The following is a 20052-nucleotide window of genomic DNA, read 5'->3' as shown; positions in this document are numbered from 1 at the left end:
CGATTACAAAATATGATGGTAGAGGCTCAAGTAGTCCTCTACCATTTTTTGTTGGGAGAAGTTGGCCATAGCCCATTCTCTGCAGTTTAATCTATCGATCTCAGCTAATTTATTAACCGCTGCAACTGCGCCATCAACATCGTTTACGAGGAAGCCGGTTTGTCCGTCTTTGATCAACTCTGGCATGGAGCCCAGGTTGAAAGCAATAACAGGTGTGCCGCAAAGCATGGCCTCGGCTACGCTCAATCCAAAAGGCTCTTCAAAGCTGATTGGGTGCAGGAGGGCAGTAGCGTTACGAAGCAGGTCGTTTCTTTTCTCCGGACCGGCAGCACCAATAAATACGATATCATCATTCAAATAGGGCTCTACTTTATCCCTAAAGTACTCTGAGTGTTGCACGATACCTGCAATGATTAACTTTCGATTTGTTTTCTTCGCGATTTGAACAGCTTCGGCAGTACCCTTATCAGGATGAATTCTGCCAAAAAAGAGCAGGTAATCATCAGGATCGGTGTTATAGCTGAACTCTTCAGTTTTTAGTCCGTTGTAAACCGTTGCTAAGTAGTTAAGTGAGGGATGGCGGTTGGCATTGCTAATGGAAACAAAGTGACCAACAGCATTATACTTTTGGTAAACCCGTAATATCTTCTCTGATGAGAAGCCATGAATAGTAGTAATTAAAGGCGTGTTAATGAGCTTTGAATAGCTCAGAGGGAGGAAATCATAATGATTGTGGATGAGATCAAATTCTCCGGCTTTCTCCATCAAGTTGCTGATGTGGAGGCATTCTACCACTTTGGCGTCCGCAGTTTTATCTTCTTCATAACCTCGGGCAATTACTGCATCAAGTTTGCCAGCCGTTACGGAATCGCCAGTAGCAAAGAGTGTCACGTCGACACCTTTTGCTACCAGTCCTTCAGTTAAATTTGATGCCATTTGCTCCCATGGACCATAATGCCTGGGCGGCGTTCTCCAGGCTACAGGAGCAAGGACAGCTATTTTCATTAAGATTAAACAGTTTGTTTTTGAACAGCGATTAAATCACTGCTTTGTATAAATTCATATTCAAACTCCATTGCTTTCAATACAGCCACATGCGATATCCAATAAGCCAATGTACTTTCTGCACCCTGGTTCCTGTTTAGGCCATGAGTTTGCAAGCCATCTGCGCAACCTTTAGTTTCATGATCAAACAACGGTATGCGTAGTATATTTTCACCTAAGAACCATTGATAAGATGTATACATCTGTTTGATGTACAGTTTATCGTGTGTGATCTGGTAGGCTTTGAAATACATCAATACCATGGCCATGGTTTCAATCGCTTGTTGATCATAGATCGCCATTTCTGGGCCATCTCTGAATAGCCAGCCGTCGTTTCCAACGGGGTTTAAGTAACCGTTGATCAGCGTTTTCTGAGTAAGGTATTCCATACTTTCAAAAGCGATATCATAAGATTCCTGATCCTTACTGATCTCGTAATAGCTCATTAATGCAAGCGGAAGAATGGCATTGTCATAAGTCATTTTCTCTTCAAACCAGTGCCAGTGCCCGATTTTATTTTTGCGGTAAGCCGCTTTTAAAGGCTCTGCCAATTTATCCAACTGGTCTTTGATGTGCTCATCACTAGGATGCGCTTTGATAAAATGAGTTAAACCAATTATAGTATTCCCCAATCCCCTAAGGTGTTTAAGGTCTTTAAAGTGAGGAACTGATTTTAGAAATAATTCCTTTGCAAACTCTCGGTAAGAATTGTTCGGTGCGTTGTTGATAAGGTAACCCAGAGACCAAATGGTACGACCGAAAGAATCTTCTGTACCTACTTCATCTAAATACTCTCTTCTAAAGCTTAAGAAGTTACGGAAATTACCATCATCGCATTGCATGTATTGAATGTAACTCAAGTAGATAGGCAGTAACTCAAGTGCTACCTTGCTCTTATTCTGTTGGTAGGCCATGATGGTTAAGAACAATGCGCGTGCATTGTCATCCACACAGTAACCCTCTTTTAAGTTAGGGATGCCGTATTTGGCATGTTGTACGATACCCGTATCATCAGTAAGCCTTTTAATGTGTGCCAAATTGAAGGCAGGCATGATATCAGGATCGATAATCGGTTTACCTCCGGTTTCCTTTTCAGAAAGGTATTTGTCTACCGCCTCATTCAGTACATCAACGAATACTTCCCCGGTACTTGGCCAGCGTAAGTGCAAACCATATTCAAAAGCATTTTCTTTAAGCTCTCTTAGTTTTTCTTCATCGTCAAAAAGTTCATTAACGATATCTGCCAAACCGTTGGCATCCTTAAAATCAAATAACCGACCTCTATGGTCTGATAATAACTCCTGAGCATGCCAGTATGGTGTGGAGATTACTGCTGCGCCAGCGCCAACAGCATAAGAAAGTGTTCCACTGGTAATTTGAGCCTCATTTAAGTAAGGCGTAATGTACATATCGCAGGCGGTAAGGTAATCGTGCAGCTCTTCTTCAGATACGAACTTGTTAATAAAGGTGAGGTTGTTTTCTACATTCAGGGTTTTGGCCAGGCGTTTTAAGCTATCTCTATATTCCTCTCCGGAATTACGAATCACGCCAGGGTGAGTAGTACCTAATATCACATACATCACGTCGGGATTATTCTCCACTATTTTTGGTAATGCTTCGATGACAGTTTCCAGCCCTTTGTTCCTGCTGATCAATCCAAAAGTGAACAATACTTTCTTACCTTTGAAGGCAAGTGAGTTTTTTACAGGATTATCGGCTTTGGGTTCTAAATGAGGTACGCCGTGCTCTATAAGTTGTATTTTATGATAGGGGATGCCATAGATGCTGGTTAAAAAGCCAACAGCACGGTGACTCATCACTACAATTCTTGAAGAATATTTAGCAATTTCCCTCAATACGGTTAACTGCATGTGATTTGGATCTTTCAAAATAGTATGAAAGATGGTAATTAAAGGCTTTTGTAACCTGGCAATTAAAGGAAGGATATAAACACCACTTTCGCCGCCATAAATCCCGTATTCATGTTCCAGAATACAAGCATCTGCTAAACTGGTGTTGATGTAGTCGGCCGCTCTAATATAATCCTTTTGGTTTTCCTGACGGATGATGTATTTTACCTCTTTTGGATATTCATACTCGTTCAGGTTCTCAGCATCGTTCATGGCAACTACAAAGCTGTCTTCGGAAACTGCGTTTTTGTCAAAGCCAATGGCTCTTAGTAAGTTATGATTAAATGTTGCAATACCACATTCGCGTGGCGGATAAGAAGATATGTAAGCGATTTTCATAAAAAATTAGTGTCTTGCAGGTTATAACAATTTATTCATATAAATGTTCTGCAGTGGCTTTGCAATTTAGTGCAAATTTACCGTCCGGTTAAACAGAATTAACCGAACAGATCAAATCTGTTTAAATAATTATAAGATCGTAATACTATTTTTAGAGATTTCCGTAAAACGACGAAGCAACCTCACTAATAATTAGGAGATTGCTTCGTTACACTATTGCAGAATGAAATTTACTGCGTTATTTTACTTCAGCTTCTTTTTTGTTTAGAAACACGAACTGATGATCGAACATATCTAGTTTGATTTTACTGTCTTTGTCTACGGTTCCGGCAAGAATCTGTTTAGATAATTCGTTAAGGATCTTTTTCTGGATCACCCGTTTTAAAGGTCTTGCGCCAAATTGCGGATCATAACCGAGTTCTGCGAGCCAGTCCAGCGCTTCCACAGAAGCTTCAATTTCCACACTCATTTCTGCCAGGGCATCCTGTACATTTTTAAACTGCAGGTCTACAATGTTTCTGATTTCACTGCGATTAAGCGGGGTAAACATGATCAGTTCATCAATCCTGTTCAAGAACTCTGGTCTTATCGTTTGTTTGAGCAACTCAAACAATTCCGTCTTCGTCTTTGCAACAACTTCATCGCGGTTTTCATCACTTAGAGCCTTAAAGTTATCCTGAATCAAATGAGAACCAATATTTGAGGTCATGATAATGATGGTATTTTTGAAATTAACCACCCGGCCTTTATTATCAGTTAAACGGCCGTCGTCCAATACCTGCAATAAAATGTTAAACACATCAGGATGGGCTTTCTCAATCTCATCGAGGAGGACCACAGAATAAGGTTTACGCCTAACTGCTTCTGTAAGTTGCCCGCCTTCATCATAGCCAACGTAGCCCGGAGGCGCACCAATTAGTCTGGATACGGCATGCCTTTCCTGGTATTCGCTCATGTCAATCCTGGTCATAGCATTTTCATCATTGAACAGGAACTCTGCTAATGCTTTTGCCAATTCTGTTTTACCAACACCTGTAGTACCCAAAAAAATGAATGAACCAATTGGCTTACGTTTGTCCTGCAATCCAGCTCTTGAACGCCTGATGGCGTCTGATATGGCTTCAATTGCCTCATGCTGACCAGCCACACGTTTGTGAAGTTCATTTTCCAGGTTCAGCAACTTTTCGCGCTCACTGGAGATCAGTTTAGTAACAGGAATACCTGTCCAGCGGCCAACAACCCCTGCGATATCATCCGCAGTGACTTCTTCTTTCAGCATTCTGCTTTCACTTTGCTGGTTAGCCAATTCTGCTTTTAGCTTTTCTGCTTTATCCTGGGCTTCTTTGATCTTTCCGTAACGGATCTCTGCTACCTTACCATAATCACCTGCACGCTCGGCCTGATCGGCTTCAAGTTTGTAGTTTTCAATCTGCTCCAGTTCATTGTTGATGTTGTCCACCAGATCCTTTTCGCCTTGCCATTTGGCTTTGATCTCATCACGTTCTGCAGAGATATTGGCGATTTCCTCACCAAGGGACTTTACTTTCTTGGTATCGTTTTCACGTTTAATGGCTTCGCGCTCAATTTCCAGCTGCATGATTTTGCGATTCAGCTCATCTACCTTTTCAGGCACGGAATCCATCTCCAGCCTCAACTTAGAGGCCGCCTCATCCATTAGATCAATAGCCTTATCTGGAAGGAAACGATCGGCAATATAGCGTTGAGAAAGTTCCACAGCAGCAATGATGGCTTCATCTTTAATCCTCACTTTATGGTGGGTTTCATACCTTTCTTTCAGTCCGCGCAAAATTGAAATTGCATCTTGTGTATCAGGCTCATCCACCATCACTTTTTGGAAACGACGCTCCAATGCTTTGTCTTTTTCCAGGTATTTCTGGTATTCATCAAGTGTAGTTGCACCAATAGCACGAAGTTCTCCTCTGGCTAAGGCAGGCTTTAAAATGTTTGCCGCGTCCATAGCTCCGTCGCCTCCACCGGCACCAACAAGGGTATGTATTTCGTCTATGAATAGAATGATATCTCCATCGCTCTGGGTTACTTCTTTAACCACTGCCTTTAGGCGTTCTTCAAATTCGCCTTTATATTTTGCACCAGCAATCAGCGCTCCCATATCTAATGAGTAAACCGTCTTAGTTTTCAGGTTAGTAGGTACGTCACCTTTGATGATCCTGAAAGCAATCCCTTCGGCGATAGCAGTTTTACCTACACCAGGTTCACCGATCAGTATCGGGTTATTTTTAGTTCTCCTGGAAAGGATCTGGATAACCCGCCTAATCTCGTCATCACGACCGATCACCGGATCTAGTTTACCAGATTCTGCGTACTCGTTTAAATTGCGGGCGTATTTATTCAATGCGTTGTAGGTCGCTTCTGCATTTTGATCCGTCACCCTGCTGTCTCCCCTAAGCGACAGAATGGCGGTTTTTAAGTCTTTTTCATTTACACCCTGATCTTTTAATAAGTTAGCGGTATTGTCGTTAACAGATAAGATTCCTAGTAGCAAGTGCTCGACAGACACGAACTCATCTTTGAATTCTTTGAGATAGGTCTGTGCTTTTTGCAGCGCAGAATTGCTCCCAGAAGTTAAATATGGGCTACTGCCAGACACTTTAGGGAATTTCTCTATCTGCGTATCCAGATTATTGTTCAGCGCACTCAGATTTACATTGAGTTTCTTAAGCACGTAAGAAACAACATTTTCATCAACAGTCAGCAATCCTTTAAGCAGATGTGCCGTTTCAATAGCCTGTTGCTGGTTGCCTTGGGCTATTGCGGAAGCCTGCTGAATTGCTTCCTGGGCTTTGATGGTAAAATTGTTAAAATTCATACCAGGGGAATAACAAAGCGAGTGCCATAGGTGGGCAATTCACCAGATCGGAAATTATGTCTCACTCAGTTTCTAATTACTGATTAAATGTCTGATGAGTAGTGATTTAATCTGAAAAATTGTCGGTAATTCAACACTCCCCCGCATTGTGATGTTATTTGGGAATGCACCGATGAAGTTAATGCATTAAAAAAGAGGTATTATGACAATACCTCTTTAAGTTTTTCAGTTTGATGGTCAGCTAAGCCTTGCAAAGGCTTTACTGCGAGCATCTTCATCATCATATTTAAATCTGCCGAGATGGTGAGTTTAGCTGTAGTTGATTGATCACCATTGGCATCTACGTTCCATTTCAATTCAATATCGAAAGGTGGCTTTTCAGTAGGGATAGCAATCAGTTCTTTGTTCTCTATGCGTTCAGAAATTTTGATGGCTAATTTGGCCATGTTCTGAATGGTAAAGCTTGCTTCATCTGTAGTAGACGACCAGTTATAAATATTTTCCGGCATTAATTGCTGGTGGTTGTTCAGGTCTGCCAAAAATGCATAAACTTCTGCTACAGGTTTGTTAATTACTGTAGTGCTTTCTATAACTGTCATTAGGTTTTTAGGTTAATTGTTCTAATTCTTTTCCCCATTCAGATGGGTTTCTGCGCCATTTTGTGAGCAAGTCTACATCATTTTGCGCTATAAAACTATGTTCAGCGGCGTATTCGATTAATGTATTGTAGTTGGAAAGTGTTGCATATCTGCATTTCGCTGCTTTAAAATTCTCATCCGCCTGGTCAAATCCATAGGTGAAAATGGCAACAAGACCTGCAACAGATAATCCCGCATTTCTTAAAGCATCAACGGCTTGTAGGCTACTTTTTCCAGTCGAAATTAAATCTTCAATGACAACAACGCGTTGCCCTTCAAATATTTCACCTTCAATTAGACTTCCGGTACCATGTTCTTTAGCTTTTGCCCTTACGTAAGCAAACGGTAATCCCAACTCCTGGGCAACCAATGCGCCCTGAGGAATCCCTGCAGTTGCTACGCCCGCAATAAGATCTACAGAACCAAACTCTTCCTGGATCAATTGCGTTAACTTTTGTCTAATGTATGTTCTTACTGAGGGGTGAGAAAGTGTGACTCTATTGTCACAATAAATAGGGGATTTCCAACCCGACGCCCATGTAAATGGATTGTTGGGTTGTAATTTTACGGCCTTAATTTGTAATAAAAATTCAGCTACCTTTAATTCAATATCACTTTTATTATACATGTTCCAAAAATACAGAATTTATGTTAACGACGATGCGATGTTGATAACTGAATTGTTTGCAGTCCCTATGATCTTAGTGCAAGCTGTTGGCTTCCAGTACCTTTAGTTTGTGTCTTTAACCAAATAAAAGCCAATTGAACGGTTGTGTAAGCCTAAACAATCCAACAACTACAACAGGAAGCTTCACTTTTTAGGTGTCAATTGAGTAGCGGTAAAAATACCGGGATGTTTTTTTTGATCTGGTTGTCCACCGTAATGGAAAATAGATATATTTGAGTGTCAATATTATGAAAAACTACAGGATCTACATTAACGAGAACACCCTATTTATATCCGATAGCATTCCCAAGCAGCTTAAGAAGATACAGCAGCTGGATAAAGCAAACTTTAACCTGCCTTCGTTTTACAAGAACCTGGTTAAAGGAACACCAATGGATTACATCCTGGTAGATCCAGAACCGGAACGCCTTTTTAGAAAAATTAAGAAAAGCTGCGAACTGATAAAGGCGGCGGGCGGACTTGTAGAAAATGCCAAAGGCAATTACCTGTTTATTTATCGGAACAAAAAATGGGATTTACCAAAGGGTAAGGTAGAAAAGGGAGAGAAGATGAAAGATGCAGGTTTGCGCGAAGTAGAAGAAGAATGTGGGGTGAAAATCATCACAAATGGTAAAAAACTTTGCAAGACTTACCATGTTTACGTGCTTGGAAGTAAGCTGGTATTAAAGAAAACAAATTGGTACAAGATGACGGTTAAGGGTGAGCCTAAGCTGATTCCCCAAAAAGAAGAAGGGATTACTAAAGCAGTCTGGCTATCTGATCAAGAGTTAAAGCCTGTATTAAAAAATACATTCCCTTCAATCGTTCAAGTACTGGAAGCCGGAAAGTTGTTATAGAAAAGGTAAAGCCTGAACGGGTAAGAATGCACTGACATCACCACCGTATCTCAATATATCTCTAACTATTGTAGAACTAATTGCTGAATATTCCGGCTTGCTGAGCAGAATAATTGTTTCCATTTCTGGCATCAAGGTCTGGTTAATCTGAGCAATCGCTTTTTCGTACTCGAAATCTCCAACCGAGCGAACACCTCGAACCATAAATTGCGCACCTATTTTCCTGCAAAAATCCACTGTTAAGCCCTCATACAGCTGAACTTCAACTTGTTCATATTCGGCAAATACAGCACTAACAACGTTTTTGCGTTGATCAGCACTTAGAAATCCCTGTTTTGCACTATTTAAGCCGATGCCTATAATAATGCGGTCGAATAATGGCAAAGCACGTTTTAAAATATCTACATGCGCAATGGTGATCGGATCAAATGAGCCAGGGAAAAGTGCTGTTTTCATGCCTTATAGTTTAATAGGTTCAAAAAAGCTAAATGAGGAATTTCCATACCTCCTGGTTTCTGTAAAACCTGGTAGGGCATTTAATTTTAGCAGAGATGGATGTTCTACAATCAACACACCATTATCAGCCAGGAAGTTGTTATTCATCACCAATTGCGGAATGAGTGGAATGGTAGGTAGGTTATAAGGAGGATCAGCAAATATAATCTGATACTGTTGGGCCGGCTTTTCCAGAAACTTAAAAACATCTGCCTTTTCCACATCAATTTCGTTCAGCTGGTATTTTTCTATCACTGATTTTACCCAAAAGATACATCCGGAGTGCTTGTCTACAGCAGTAACTTCCTTTATTCCCCTTGAGGCAAATTCAAAGCTGATATTCCCCGTACCGCAGAATAAATCGAGTACAGAGCAACTGTCGAAATCGTAGGTATTAAAGAGAATGTTAAACAAAGCTTCTTTCGCCATGTCTGTTGTTGGCCTAACTGGAAGGCTTTCCGGGGCATTGAAACGTATGCCTTTTAACCTGCCTCCGATTATCCGCATAGGTCTACCGCCAGGAGCGTGCTATAGTAGTGATTGGGCATATCTTCCAATAAGTCTATGTTTAAATCTCCAGGGTGGGGAATATTAAATTCAACTTGATTGAAGTATTTACTTAAAATCTCAAAGCGCTTGTCGTGGTCGTGAATAATGCCACTAACCATTACATTGGTTGATTTGCTATCTATGCTCAACTGCTTAATCATCAGTAATAAATAGTAATTAAATTCATCATCGTTGCTGATTTCAAAGCTATGTTGGAATTGGAGTTTTTCCTCAACAGTGTAGGTGGCATTAAAGAAACCGACTGTAAAGTCCAGTAACAAGATGCGTACCTGCTGATTTTTTACCAAAGAAAGTAAAGGTGCAGAATGATCAAAAATCTTGCATCCTTGAAAAGATTCAGCCAGTATATTTTCAGCCTTGTTTTCCAGGTTGAAAATGGAGGTGAAGCCAAAGCTGTCCAATTTCTGCGAGTGCAGTTTTTCAGATTGTGTGGTGGTGAAGAACTTGGCATATTGATCCAGATTTTGTTCCTCAAAGAGCTCCTCAGGAATAGCAACAGTGTTTTGTGTATAAACAGAGGCCTTTACATCTTGAAATGCAATGGATAAATAGTTGTCACTTTTTAGTCGCTGCGCCAGGTCGTCAATTGGATTTTTACTTTCCTGCTGATCATATAATGCTTTTAGTTTTGAATCCGATTTGTCTAAAATCGCGTAGGAGTAATTGTCTGCAGTAACCTTTATTAAAAGCGAACAGCCGCTAGCTGTAGCCGGGTCAAATTCAGGATCTACTAATAATATGCTATTTTTGCTGTTCATATTCACAAAAATAATCCTTTTTTCTATAACCACACCATCGCATATTTGATAAATGGACAAAGCTTTGCTGATTGCACAATCCTATCAATTCAACCCTACATCAGAGCAGTTGCTGTTTTGCAGGGAAATGGCTGTGTTCCTATCCCGCCCTTTAGACCGGCAATGTTTCATTTTGCGGGGTTATGCAGGAACGGGGAAAACAACTTCAGTTGGTGCATTGGTTAAAGCACTTCCAAAATTTGGTTATCGCAGTATTTTATTGGCGCCAACTGGCAGGGCTGCCAAGGTGATGAGTAACTATACAGGCAGAAAAGCATTGACCATTCATAAAAAGATTTATAGGAAAAAGACGGCAGTATCTACAGAAATGTCTTTTTTGCTGGCGCCTAATCTTGCCGAATACACACTATTTATTGTAGATGAAGCATCGATGATTGCTGATGAATGGAATACCAAATCAGGTTCTTCGTTTTTAAAAGACTTGATGGAATTTGCTTACAACGGTAAGAACTGCGGGATTATTTTTGTTGGCGACACCGCACAGCTGCCACCTGTTGGTAGTGTAGACAGTCCGGCCCTAAATGCTTCGCTGCTTGGCGATAAATTTGGATTGCAGGTTACAGAGGTAGAACTGACTCAAGTGGTGAGGCAGGAAAAAAAATCTGGCATCCTTGCCAATGCCACCATGTTGCGAGAGATCATCAATAGCCAACAACAGGAGGAAGATGAAGTTCCCCTTCCTAAATTCTTAACGAAATCCTATAAGGATATTTTTAGGATGACCGGGCTGAAGTTGGTTGAAGGATTGGAGTATGCCTATCGTAAATTTGATATTGAAAATACACTGGTGGTATGCAGATCAAACAAATCGGCCAATGTTTACAACCAGCAAATCCGCGCAAGGTTGCTTTACAGAGATGAAGAACTTACTGGCGGCGACCAGGTGATGGTTGTAAAGAATAATTATTTTTGGTTACCAGAAAATGAGTCTGCAGCATTTATCGCCAATGGAGATATGGCTAAAGTTACGAGGGTAAGGCGCGTAGAGGAGCGTTTTGGGTTTCGGTTTTGTGAAGTGAATATGGAATTTATTGATTTCCCCGAAGCCGGAAACATCACCTGCAAAGTGATGTTGGACACGCTGACCGGCGAGACACCTAGTCTTTCATTTGAAGACAGTAATAAACTTTTTGAGCAGCTCAATATAGATTATGAGCACATTAGCAATAAGAAGGAGCGGTTTGCTGCTATAAAAGAGGATCCATACTACAATGCCCTGCAAATTAAGTTTGCATATGCCGTAACCTGCCATAAGGCGCAAGGCGGTCAGTGGGATGCGGTATTTGTAGACCAGGGTTATCTGACCGAAGAGATGATTGATCTTGATTTTCTGCGTTGGTTATACACCGGTGTTACCCGAGCTAAGAAAGAACTGTTCCTTGTTAATTTCGCCCCAAATTTGTTTGCCACAGCAGCCGTTGAAGAGTACTAGCTGGCCAGTGGCATGGAAATGATAAATGTAGATCCTTTATTTTCTTCAGTTTCTATGGTTAAAGTGCCGCCATGCTGTTCCACGATGTCTTTAGAAATGTGTAAGCCCAGCCCAATAGACTTTTCGCCTTTCAAGCCAGACCTACCGGCTTTAGAGAACTGATCGAACAACATGTTTTTGAGGTGTTCAGGAATCCCAATTCCGTAATCTTTCACCTTTATTTGGCACCAAGAATCTTTTTTAGAGAGCTCAACATCTATAGGTGTATCATTATCAGAGAATTTGAGTCCGTTTCCAATCAGGTTATCAATAACGCGGCTGAACTTAGAAGGATTTAAAGGAGATAACAATTTCGCCTCATGGGTAATAAAATTGATCTTTCTATTCTCTGCAGCGTTGGCCTGCCAGATCAGGCAGATGTTGTTGATGTAATTAACCAGGTCCACAGGTTGCAGCTCAACGGGTGCCTTTTCTACCTGGATAACCTCAATTAGGTCGTTGATGATATCTTTAGCCTGTTTTGCGGAGCTTAGGATGAGCTTTACCTCTGTTTTATCATTGCTGTCTTCCTCTTCTAGCAGAATTCGGCTTAATGCCTCAATATTATTCAATGGATTGCGCAAATCGTGCGCCACGAAGCCTAATATTTCGCCCTTTTGGCGATTGAGCTCTTGTACTTCTTCGTTCTTTTCTTCAAGTTGTCGCAGCTGTACAAAATGCTGAGATTTAAAGAAGTAGCTATATCGTGCAGAAACATACAATGAAAAAGACAGCACTACGGAAGCGATAAAATTAAAAAGTTTCTGCGCCGGGGTTAGTGCAGGTATCATTGTCCCTAAAAAGAACAGTATCATGATATATACCGTCAGCGCTAAGATGTACTTCAATTCAAGTGCAAAAAAAGTGCTCACAATAAAGATTCCTATTAAAAATACAGCTAAGGTATTTTTAGCATTGTGCATGGAATAGACATAGCTGACAAAGAATGTGCTGCTTAAAACAAAAAGCGTGAAGCAAAGTGTAATCAGATTTCTGGTTATCGGTCCAGTTTTTTTACGCTCTAAAATCACCGAACTTAATATAATGAAAACAGAAGATCCAATAAGCTGGAACATGTTGCTCAAATTATATTCCATGATATTGGGAATTTTTATGATCTCCTCATGGTTGAAGTGAGCTAGTATGCGGATAGATGCAGAAAGAATAAAGAATCCTGTACTTAAAATCTTTATTTGCCTAATGTTAACATGACTGTAAGTCTCCCTGAAATCAGCGAGGTATTTTGAGGGAGTCTTGTAGCGTAAAAGATTGAGCAATTTGGTCCGTTTACCAGCAAAAATAGCGAAAGGAAACGAAGTTGTGTTATTAATGTGTTATTTTTGCTAAAAAGTAATTCTATGCTTCCATTGGCCACTATTGAGTATAATAAAGCGTTCTTTCTTAAGTTCTTAAAGTTCGGGCTGGTGGGTTTTTCAGGTTTGATCGTCGATTTTGGTATTACTTATTTCTTTAAGGAGAAGTTGAAAATTCACAAGTATGTTTCCAGTTCTCTGGGATTTGTGGTGGCTACTGCAACAAATTATACATTGAACAGGCTGTGGACTTTTAATAATCATGATCCAAATGCGGTGGTACAGTTTGGAAAATTCTTTGTTGTCTCTTTATTTGGGTTGGCGCTGAGTAATGGATTGATCTATTTCTTAAATGATAAACTAAAATGGAATTTCTATTTGGCAAAGGCTTGCGCAATAGTGCTGGTTTCAATATGGAACTTTTTCGCCAATTATCTCTATACATTTACAGGGTAGATGGTGCAGCAAAGTAAACAAGACTCAGATAGGATACTGATCATTTTCCTGGCTATTTGGGTACTGATGAACTTGGTACAGGCTGGGTTTATGGACCTCCATCCCGATGAAGCGTATTATTGGATGTATTCTCGGTTTTTAGACTGGGGATATTTTGATCATCCACCAATGGTAGCTGTCTTCATTAAAATTGGGGACAGCTTTGCTCATAATGCGCTAAGTTTGCGGTTCATGACAGTAGTTTCCACTGCCACATCCATTTTTGTGCTGTGGAAGCTCCTCAGTGCAGAAGTCAGGGACATCAGGATGTTCATCATGGTTATTTCTTCTGTAGTTGTATTCCATATGTATGGATTTATCACTACGCCAGATTCACCTTTATTGCTGTTTACAGTACTCTTTTTTTATGCTTACCGAAAATATACAGAGAGGGATAATTATAAGTGGGCAGCTATTCTGGCTGTTATTATTGCTTGCATGCTGTACAGTAAGTACCACGCCATACTCATCCTTTTCTTTACGGTTATATCCAACCTCAAATTATTTAAAAGACCTTCATTCTGGGTAATTATTGCCATTGCGCTTATTGCATTTTTGCCGCATATCTGGTGGCAGGTGCAAAATCACTATCCATCTTTTTATTATCATATTATTGATCGCTCTGCGGATGCGTATCAATTTGAATTCACTTATCAGTATGTCCTCGCACAACTGGCGCTGGCTGGTCCACTTGTTGGATGGTATCTTTACCGGTCTGCGGCTATTCATAAATCGTCTGATCTATTTACCAGGGCGCTGGTTTTCAATTTTTTTGGAATCTTCATCTTCTTTTTTATCAGCACGTTCAAAGGCAGGGTGGAAGCACATTGGCCATTACCTGGGTTGATTTGCATGGCTTCATTGGCGTATTTAAATTTAGCAGGAAGGCCATTGCCAAAGTGGTTGGACAGGCTGTTTATTGGCAATATTGTGCTAATTATAGTAGTTAGACTCGCTTTAATCGTACCTATTCCGTTTTTGGAGCGAATCAACTTTATCGGCGATTACTTTGGTACAGAACGCTGGGCAAAATCAGTTCACGCGAAGGCAGGAAATTCCCCAGTCATTTTCCTGGATTCTTTCCAGTTGCCATCTAAGTATAATTATTATAACAATACCACATCAGGATTTGCATATGATTCTCGAAACTACCGTAAAAATCAGTACGATATCTGGCCGTTGGAAGACAGCCTGAGAAATAAAAGGGTTTATTATGTATTGCAGCACAGTGAAGGAAACAAGCGTCAGGATACAATTGAAACTGATAAAGGCATCTTCTATGGTCGCCGGTTAAAGGGTGTCAGGTTATATCAAAAAGTAGATATCAGTCCCGTTAGTATGGAGCCAGAATGGGTTGCCGGAAGTGAAAGGACTGTGAAGGTGAAGATAAGTAACCCCTATAATAAAATGATTTCGTTCGACAACGAGGGTCAGCAATACAAATGTTATATAGAATACGGATATAAGCAACTAGGAAAGCTGGTTGCAGCTCTCAAACCGGTGCACTACATTGCCAAAAAAATTCAAATACCCGCAAAAGAAGCAGTTTATCTGGATTTTCGCATTCGTGCACCTGAGATTCCAGGTGATTATAAGTTAATATTCTCCATACGTACTGAACCGTTCTATGGCAGTAGAAACAGCAGCCATATTGGTGTTGTTGTAGTACCTTAAAGAACTTAATCGGCGTCGTATATCACTACTTTATCAAAAAGCACCCTGAATTGGTCAAGGAAAGCAAGGTGCAAAGGGTGAACCTGGTAACTGTCGTGACCAGCCATATTTTCGAAAAATACAGTCAGAGAATAAGTATAAGTGGTATCTACTACTGCACGATCGATAGCAGCCGGCGTTCCGATGTGGAGCGTCTGAATTGACTCGATGCCTTGTAAAGATTCCAGACCTCCTTTGAATTCTATTTTCTGTTGATCTGTGGTATCGGTTTTAAGCCAGAATAAAACGTGATGAGCAAGCATAATTGGTGTTTTGGGCAAATATAGTAATTGCCTTTTAGTATCAAACTTAAAAAAATAGGGCGACAGGTAATTACTTGCCGCCCTAAACCAATCCTCATCCCTAAATCGTTTGGCCTAAGCTTTATTCACCGAGTCGGCTTTCTTGTGTTTGCCACCATGGTTTTTCATTCCCTCTTTCCTTTTTTCTTTAAGCTCCTTGAAAGTTATACGTTGTTTGTCGTTCAAAATGTTGTTGATTTTGTTGTCCCTTTCATCCATAGCCGCTTTCATTTTAGCTGGATCTCTTTTCTCTCCTTTTACATGAGCATCCTTTAACTTCTTCATCCCATCCAGGTTGATTGCGTAGATCTTTGATTTCTGATCAGCAGATAAAGACAGTTTCTTGTCCATCTTATCTGTTGCAATCTGTGCCCTTTCTTCAGGAGTTTTGTGTTGTTTTTTATCTTGTGTTGTTTGTGCGAATGCCATAGTACCCATTGCAATGAATAATGTGGCTGTTAAGATTAATTTTCTCATGGTCGTTTTTGTATGTTTTTATTGAATAGAGTGAAAACGGGCGCTAAGGTTTAATGCCCAATTGTTAAGATATGTTAAATGCGCCTCACTAATTTTTGTGCGTTAGGATAGATATGTCAAGCCTGTTTCTGCCAATGGATTTAACAATTTTTAACAGAAAACAAATCAGTTAATACTTGCATGAAGGCTAAGGTTTGTCTAATTTTCGCAGCGAAAAAATTCGGTCTAAATGGAAGAATCAAATACAATTACAGGGAGTTCCACTTACGGAACTGATATCCGTGCTTTGAACGAGATGATACAGAAGGAGAGTGCGTTTATTGATCTCCTTTTTAGTGAGATGGACAAAGTTATAGTTGGGCAGCGCTATATGGTAGAGCGCCTGATGATTGGCCTGTTGGCCGATGGGCACATTTTACTGGAAGGGGTACCAGGTTTAGCAAAGACGTTGGCAATTAATACGTTATCAAAGTGTATTGATGCCGGGTTTAGCCGCATACAATTTACTCCTGATCTTTTACCAGCAGATTTGCTGGGTACAATGATCTACAATCAAAAGAAAGAAGAGTTTGTAGTAAGAAAAGGCCCACTCTTCTCTAACTTTATACTTGCTGATGAGATAAACCGTGCCCCCGCTAAGGTGCAGAGTGCTTTATTGGAAGCGATGCAGGAACGTCAGGTTACTATCGGAGACAACACTTTTCCATTGCCTACGCCTTTTTTAGTATTGGCCACTCAAAACCCAATTGAGCAGGAGGGAACTTATCCTTTACCTGAAGCACAAGTAGATCGGTTTATGCTAAAGGTAGTTATCGGTTATCCTCAAAAAGAGGATGAGAAAAGGATTATGAGGGCAAATATTGCGCCTCAGGGTATGCCTAAGCCCAATAAGGTATTACATCCCGATGATATCGTTAAGGCAAGAAAGGTGGTGCGGGAAGTTTACATGGACGAGAAGATCGAACAATATATTATCGATATCGTATTTGCGACCCGTTTTCCTGAACAGTATAAGCTGGCAGATTATAAGAACCTGATCAGTTTCGGTGCATCACCCCGCGCAAGTATTAACCTGGCTTTAGCCGCTAAAGCCTATGCATTTATAAAAAGACGAGGATACGTCATTCCAGAAGATGTTCGTGCGGTTTGTCACGACGTACTAAGGCACCGTGTTGGTCTTACTTATGAGGCTGAAGCTGAAAATGTAACTTCTGAAAATATCATCACCGGGATATTAAACGCTGTTGAAGTACCATAAACTATGGATACAAAGGATCTCTTAAAGAAGGTTAGAAAGATCGAGATTAAAAGTCGCGGTTTGAGTAACCAGATCTTTTCTGGCGAGTACCAATCAGCCTTTAAAGGTAGGGGTATGGCTTTTAGCGAGGTGCGTGAATATCAGGTTGGCGATGAGATCAGGACAATAGACTGGAATGTTACTGCACGATTTAATCACCCATACGTGAAGGTGTTTGATGAGGAGCGGGAAATGACAGTGATGCTGCTTGTTGACGTGAGCGGGTCAAAGAATTTCGGAACCCAGACGCAGCAGAAGCAGGAATTGGCGACAGAGATCTGTGCTGTTCTTGCGTTTTCAGCGATACAGAATAACGATAAAGTCGGTGTGCTGTTTTTTAGCGACCAGGTAGAGAAATTTATCCCTCCGAAAAAGGGTAGAAGTCACATTTTAATGATCATCAGGGAGCTAATAGATTTTAAGCCCCAACATAAGGGTACAAATGTTGCTGAAGCCTTGCGCTACTTTACGGGTGCAATTAAAAAGAGATGCACTTCTTTCCTGATCTCTGATTTTATGAGCAGCTCTTTTGAAAATGAACTGAAGATTGCAAATAGAAAACATGATCTGGTTGCCTTAAGGTTGTTCGACCTTCATGAAGAGGAATTTCCTGACCTGGGACTAATTCCAGTTAAGGATGAAGAAACCGGGCAAGTGGAATGGATCAATACCAGTAATAAAGAGGTGCGGTTTCAATTTAAAAAAGCTGCCCTGGAACGTAATGGAAGATTGGAAGACCTGTTTAAAAGATCAGGGGTTGATTTTACAAAAATTGGAACTCATCAATCTTATATTAAGCCATTAATGACGTTGTTTAAAAAAAGGGGAGCAAAGCGATAGTAGATATGAGACAATTTAAAAGCTGGTGTTTGCTATTAACACTGGTTGCATTGAGTATAAAGGGATTTTCACAGAGCACTACAGTAGGTGCACGGTTGGATAAATCAGACATTTTATTGGGTGGACAAACCACATTACGTTTAAGTGCAAGCTTGCCTGCAAATGGAAAAATTACTTTTCCTGCACTTTCTGATACCATCTCCTCAAAAATACAGATTGTAGAGATTGGCAAGCTGGACACCCTTAAAGAGGAATCTGGAAGGTGGAAGATCAGTCGCACCTACACCATCACCGCATTCGATGCTGGCGTCTTAACCGTTCCTGCTTTTAAATTTATAGGGCCGGACGGAGAATTGTTAACTGACCCATTACCCTTGCAGGTAGAGGAAGTTAAGGTCGACACCACAAAAGGTGTATACGACATCAAGCAACCTATGACCGTTAAATACGGTTTTATAGATTGGTTGAAGGATAACGGCGCATTGATTTTACTGGGCTTCTTTCTGGCTATTTTGTTGATCGGTCTGTGGTTCTATTATCATAAGCGAAGAAAGAAACAGCCCGTTATACAGGAAGTTAAGCCTTTAGTGCCCCCTCATGTAACTGCTATAAAAAAGCTGGAAGAGTTAAGAGATAAGAGGTTATGGCAGCAAGAAGAAGTGAAATTATACTATAGTGAACTGACCGACATTGTTAGGGAATATCTGGAGAAAAGATATGGCATACCCGCTATGGAACAAACATCAGATGAAATTTTTACCAGTTTGATGAAACTAGATGTTACTGAAGAAAATAAAGTAAAACTAAGAGAGGTGCTCTTGCTGGCAGACCTGGTGAAATTTGCGAAACAGAAGCCAGTTGCTGCAGACAATGAAGCTTCTATGGAAAGCGCTATGCTTTTTGTTAAAAAATCTATAATTGTTAATCAACCTGAAAATCAAGTGCAACACAACGATGGGCTTAATTAAAGGAATAGAATTTGCGAATCCAGGTTTTTTCTGGTTGTTGTTGCTGTTACCGGTAACCATTGGCTGGTACGTTTGGAAAAATAGGGTATTGCAGGGTACCCTAAGGATGTCGACCATTACCGGCTTTACTAAAGTTAAATCGGCTTATGGCACATTCCGTCACTACGGGATCTTTTTACGTTCTCTGGCTCTGCTGTTTATCATTGTCGCTTTTGCAAGACCACAATCGGCATTAAGTTGGGAAAACTCAACAACAGAGGGAATTGATATTGTAATCGCCACAGATATATCTGGAAGTATGCTTTCCGAAGATTTAAAACCCAACAGGCTGGAAGCAGGGAAAAACATCGCCATGGACTTTATTAAAGACCGGCCTGATGACAGGATAGGTTTGGTGGTTTTTAGCGGCGAGAGTTTTACCCAATGCCCTTTAACAATTGACCATGATGTACTCATCAACCTGTTTAAAGATGTAAATAATGGGATGATAGATGACGGTACGGCAATTGGAATGGGACTGGCAACAGCTGTAAACCGGTTGAAGGACAGTGAAGCCAAAAGCAAAGTGGTAATTTTATTGACCGACGGATCAAATACCACTGGCTCCATACCACCAATTACTGCGGCAGATATTGCTAAGAAAATGAATGTTAGAGTGTACACGGTGGGCGTAGGAACAAAGGGATATGCGCCATATCCGGTAAAAACGCCGCAAGGAATCCAGTACCAGCAAGTTCCTGTCACTATTGATGAGCCGACGCTTGCTAATATTGCAAAAATAACCGGTGGAAAATACTTTAGGGCAACAAATAACGAGAAGCTGAAAGAGATTTACCAGCAAATTGATAAACTCGAGAAGGCAAAGATTGCTGTTACCCAGTACCATAAAAAGACAGAGCGTTTTTTACCATTTGCCTTGATTGCGCTGGTTTTGCTTTTACTGGAGTTTGCATTGAGAAATACACTATTTAAAGGAGCCTTAACTTAATA

The 20052-nt window shown here is 40.6% G+C and carries 19 protein-coding genes; 8 read left to right on the top strand and 11 right to left on the bottom strand.

Annotated features, from left to right (window positions below; translation table 11 throughout):
• Positions 1-3: 3 nt before the first annotated feature.
• From ACXZ1K_RS15650 to pyrE, 5 genes are all read right to left on the bottom strand, one after another.
• Positions 4-1005 carry a glycosyltransferase family 4 protein gene (locus ACXZ1K_RS15650; RefSeq protein ID WP_458970612.1) on the bottom strand — a complete coding sequence of 334 codons (1002 nt, stop codon included), beginning with the start codon at positions 1003-1005 and terminating at the stop codon, positions 4-6.
• Positions 1006-1010: 5 nt separating this feature from the next.
• Positions 1011-3293, bottom strand: coding sequence for a glycosyltransferase (locus tag ACXZ1K_RS15645; protein ID WP_458970611.1), 2283 nt, complete (start codon positions 3291-3293; stop codon positions 1011-1013).
• A 238-nt stretch (positions 3294-3531) separates the two neighbouring features.
• Positions 3532-6141 (bottom strand): ATP-dependent chaperone ClpB, encoded by a 2610-nt coding sequence (clpB, locus tag ACXZ1K_RS15640; protein ID WP_458970610.1) that lies wholly within the window; start codon positions 6139-6141, stop codon positions 3532-3534.
• A gap of 200 nt (positions 6142-6341) precedes the next feature.
• Positions 6342-6740, bottom strand: coding sequence for an SRPBCC family protein (locus ACXZ1K_RS15635; protein ID WP_458970609.1), 399 nt, complete (start codon positions 6738-6740; stop codon positions 6342-6344).
• A 7-nt stretch (positions 6741-6747) separates the two neighbouring features.
• Entirely contained in the window at positions 6748-7407 is a 660-nt protein-coding gene (pyrE, locus tag ACXZ1K_RS15630; protein WP_458970608.1) for an orotate phosphoribosyltransferase, read from the bottom strand.
• A 287-nt stretch (positions 7408-7694) separates the two neighbouring features.
• Here pyrE and ACXZ1K_RS15625 point away from each other — a divergent pair, with 287 nt between their 5' ends.
• Positions 7695-8303: an NUDIX hydrolase gene (locus ACXZ1K_RS15625; RefSeq protein ID WP_458970607.1), complete on the top strand. Its 609-nt coding sequence runs from the start codon at positions 7695-7697 to the stop codon at positions 8301-8303.
• Here the strand turns inward: ACXZ1K_RS15625 and coaD are convergent.
• Genes coaD through ACXZ1K_RS15610 form a run of 3 tightly spaced genes read right to left on the bottom strand, consistent with a single transcriptional unit; the run spans position 8298 to position 10126 of the window.
• Positions 8298-8759 carry a pantetheine-phosphate adenylyltransferase gene (gene coaD, locus ACXZ1K_RS15620; protein WP_458970606.1) on the bottom strand — a complete coding sequence of 154 codons (462 nt, stop codon included), beginning with the start codon at positions 8757-8759 and terminating at the stop codon, positions 8298-8300. The two genes, ACXZ1K_RS15625 and coaD, sit on opposite strands and share 6 nt — an antisense overlap.
• A gap of 3 nt (positions 8760-8762) precedes the next feature.
• Positions 8763-9305, bottom strand: coding sequence for an RsmD family RNA methyltransferase (locus ACXZ1K_RS15615; RefSeq protein WP_458970605.1), 543 nt, complete (start codon positions 9303-9305; stop codon positions 8763-8765).
• Positions 9296-10126, bottom strand: a complete 831-nt coding sequence (locus tag ACXZ1K_RS15610) for a DUF3822 family protein (protein WP_458970604.1) — start codon at positions 10124-10126, stop codon at positions 9296-9298. The genes ACXZ1K_RS15615 and ACXZ1K_RS15610 overlap by 10 nt, the downstream gene beginning before the upstream one ends.
• 52 nt (positions 10127-10178) lie before the next feature.
• On the opposite strand from ACXZ1K_RS15610, the gene ACXZ1K_RS15605 reads away from it, so the two are divergent.
• Entirely contained in the window at positions 10179-11618 is a 1440-nt protein-coding gene (locus tag ACXZ1K_RS15605) for an ATP-dependent DNA helicase (RefSeq protein ID WP_458970603.1), read from the top strand.
• On the opposite strand, the gene ACXZ1K_RS15600 is transcribed toward ACXZ1K_RS15605, so the two are convergent.
• Positions 11615-12934, bottom strand: a complete 1320-nt coding sequence (locus tag ACXZ1K_RS15600; protein ID WP_458970602.1) for an ATP-binding protein — start codon at positions 12932-12934, stop codon at positions 11615-11617. The two genes, ACXZ1K_RS15605 and ACXZ1K_RS15600, sit on opposite strands and share 4 nt — an antisense overlap.
• 81 nt (positions 12935-13015) lie before the next feature.
• On the opposite strand from ACXZ1K_RS15600, the gene ACXZ1K_RS15595 reads away from it, so the two are divergent.
• Together ACXZ1K_RS15595 and ACXZ1K_RS15590 are read left to right on the top strand one after the other, a co-directional pair.
• Positions 13016-13426 carry a GtrA family protein gene (locus ACXZ1K_RS15595; RefSeq protein WP_458970601.1) on the top strand — a complete coding sequence of 137 codons (411 nt, stop codon included), beginning with the start codon at positions 13016-13018 and terminating at the stop codon, positions 13424-13426.
• Positions 13427-15139 carry an ArnT family glycosyltransferase gene (locus ACXZ1K_RS15590; RefSeq protein ID WP_458970600.1) on the top strand — a complete coding sequence of 571 codons (1713 nt, stop codon included), beginning with the start codon at positions 13427-13429 and terminating at the stop codon, positions 15137-15139.
• 5 nt (positions 15140-15144) lie between these two features.
• Here the strand turns inward: ACXZ1K_RS15590 and ACXZ1K_RS15585 are convergent, their stop codons facing one another.
• On the bottom strand, positions 15145-15441 hold the full coding sequence (locus tag ACXZ1K_RS15585) for a Dabb family protein (RefSeq protein ID WP_458970599.1): 297 nt from the start codon (positions 15439-15441) through the stop codon (positions 15145-15147).
• Between the two features lie 114 nt (positions 15442-15555).
• Positions 15556-15957: a hypothetical protein gene (locus ACXZ1K_RS15580; RefSeq protein ID WP_458970598.1), complete on the bottom strand. Its 402-nt coding sequence runs from the start codon at positions 15955-15957 to the stop codon at positions 15556-15558.
• A gap of 229 nt (positions 15958-16186) precedes the next feature.
• Here ACXZ1K_RS15580 and ACXZ1K_RS15575 point away from each other — a divergent pair, with 229 nt between their 5' ends.
• The 4 genes from ACXZ1K_RS15575 to ACXZ1K_RS15560 are packed head-to-tail and all read left to right on the top strand — an operon-like array spanning position 16187 to position 20050.
• Positions 16187-17215 (top strand): AAA family ATPase, encoded by a 1029-nt coding sequence (locus tag ACXZ1K_RS15575; RefSeq protein ID WP_458970597.1) that lies wholly within the window; start codon positions 16187-16189, stop codon positions 17213-17215.
• Between the two features lie 3 nt (positions 17216-17218).
• Positions 17219-18094: a DUF58 domain-containing protein gene (locus tag ACXZ1K_RS15570; RefSeq protein ID WP_458970596.1), complete on the top strand. Its 876-nt coding sequence runs from the start codon at positions 17219-17221 to the stop codon at positions 18092-18094.
• Positions 18095-18099: 5 nt separating this feature from the next.
• Positions 18100-19062: a hypothetical protein gene (locus ACXZ1K_RS15565; RefSeq protein ID WP_458970595.1), complete on the top strand. Its 963-nt coding sequence runs from the start codon at positions 18100-18102 to the stop codon at positions 19060-19062.
• The gene (locus tag ACXZ1K_RS15560) at positions 19049-20050 is read left to right on the top strand and encodes a vWA domain-containing protein (protein WP_458970594.1); all 1002 of its coding nucleotides are present in this window, start codon (positions 19049-19051) and stop codon (positions 20048-20050) included. The genes ACXZ1K_RS15565 and ACXZ1K_RS15560 overlap by 14 nt, the downstream gene beginning before the upstream one ends.
• Positions 20051-20052 lie beyond the last annotated feature (2 nt).

The sequence above is a fragment of the Pedobacter jaeyakensis genome, assembly GCF_054461315.1.
The sequence above is the reverse complement of the archived record's forward strand: the minus strand, read 5'-3'. Positions and strand labels throughout refer to the sequence as shown.

What these genes read in the sequence shown, in the direction of transcription:
- ACXZ1K_RS15650 (WP_458970612.1), bottom strand. Translation starts at nt 1,005, where the DNA reads ATGAAAATAGCTGTCCTTGCTCCTGTAGCCTGGAGAACGCCGCCCAGG.
- ACXZ1K_RS15645 (WP_458970611.1), bottom strand. Translation starts at nt 3,293, where the DNA reads ATGAAAATCGCTTACATATCTTCTTATCCGCCACGCGAATGTGGTATT.
- clpB (WP_458970610.1), bottom strand. Translation starts at nt 6,141, where the DNA reads ATGAATTTTAACAATTTTACCATCAAAGCCCAGGAAGCAATTCAGCAG.
- ACXZ1K_RS15635 (WP_458970609.1), bottom strand. Translation starts at nt 6,740, where the DNA reads ATGACAGTTATAGAAAGCACTACAGTAATTAACAAACCTGTAGCAGAA.
- pyrE (WP_458970608.1), bottom strand. Translation starts at nt 7,407, where the DNA reads ATGTATAATAAAAGTGATATTGAATTAAAGGTAGCTGAATTTTTATTA.
- ACXZ1K_RS15625 (WP_458970607.1), top strand. Translation starts at nt 7,695, where the DNA reads ATGAAAAACTACAGGATCTACATTAACGAGAACACCCTATTTATATCC.
- coaD (WP_458970606.1), bottom strand. Translation starts at nt 8,759, where the DNA reads ATGAAAACAGCACTTTTCCCTGGCTCATTTGATCCGATCACCATTGCG.
- ACXZ1K_RS15615 (WP_458970605.1), bottom strand. Translation starts at nt 9,305, where the DNA reads ATGCGGATAATCGGAGGCAGGTTAAAAGGCATACGTTTCAATGCCCCG.
- ACXZ1K_RS15610 (WP_458970604.1), bottom strand. Translation starts at nt 10,126, where the DNA reads ATGAACAGCAAAAATAGCATATTATTAGTAGATCCTGAATTTGACCCG.
- ACXZ1K_RS15605 (WP_458970603.1), top strand. Translation starts at nt 10,179, where the DNA reads ATGGACAAAGCTTTGCTGATTGCACAATCCTATCAATTCAACCCTACA.
- ACXZ1K_RS15595 (WP_458970601.1), top strand. Translation starts at nt 13,016, where the DNA reads ATGCTTCCATTGGCCACTATTGAGTATAATAAAGCGTTCTTTCTTAAG.
- ACXZ1K_RS15590 (WP_458970600.1), top strand. Translation starts at nt 13,427, where the DNA reads ATGGTGCAGCAAAGTAAACAAGACTCAGATAGGATACTGATCATTTTC.
- ACXZ1K_RS15585 (WP_458970599.1), bottom strand. Translation starts at nt 15,441, where the DNA reads ATGCTTGCTCATCACGTTTTATTCTGGCTTAAAACCGATACCACAGAT.
- ACXZ1K_RS15580 (WP_458970598.1), bottom strand. Translation starts at nt 15,957, where the DNA reads ATGAGAAAATTAATCTTAACAGCCACATTATTCATTGCAATGGGTACT.
- ACXZ1K_RS15575 (WP_458970597.1), top strand. Translation starts at nt 16,187, where the DNA reads ATGGAAGAATCAAATACAATTACAGGGAGTTCCACTTACGGAACTGAT.
- ACXZ1K_RS15570 (WP_458970596.1), top strand. Translation starts at nt 17,219, where the DNA reads ATGGATACAAAGGATCTCTTAAAGAAGGTTAGAAAGATCGAGATTAAA.
- ACXZ1K_RS15565 (WP_458970595.1), top strand. Translation starts at nt 18,100, where the DNA reads ATGAGACAATTTAAAAGCTGGTGTTTGCTATTAACACTGGTTGCATTG.
- ACXZ1K_RS15560 (WP_458970594.1), top strand. Translation starts at nt 19,049, where the DNA reads ATGGGCTTAATTAAAGGAATAGAATTTGCGAATCCAGGTTTTTTCTGG.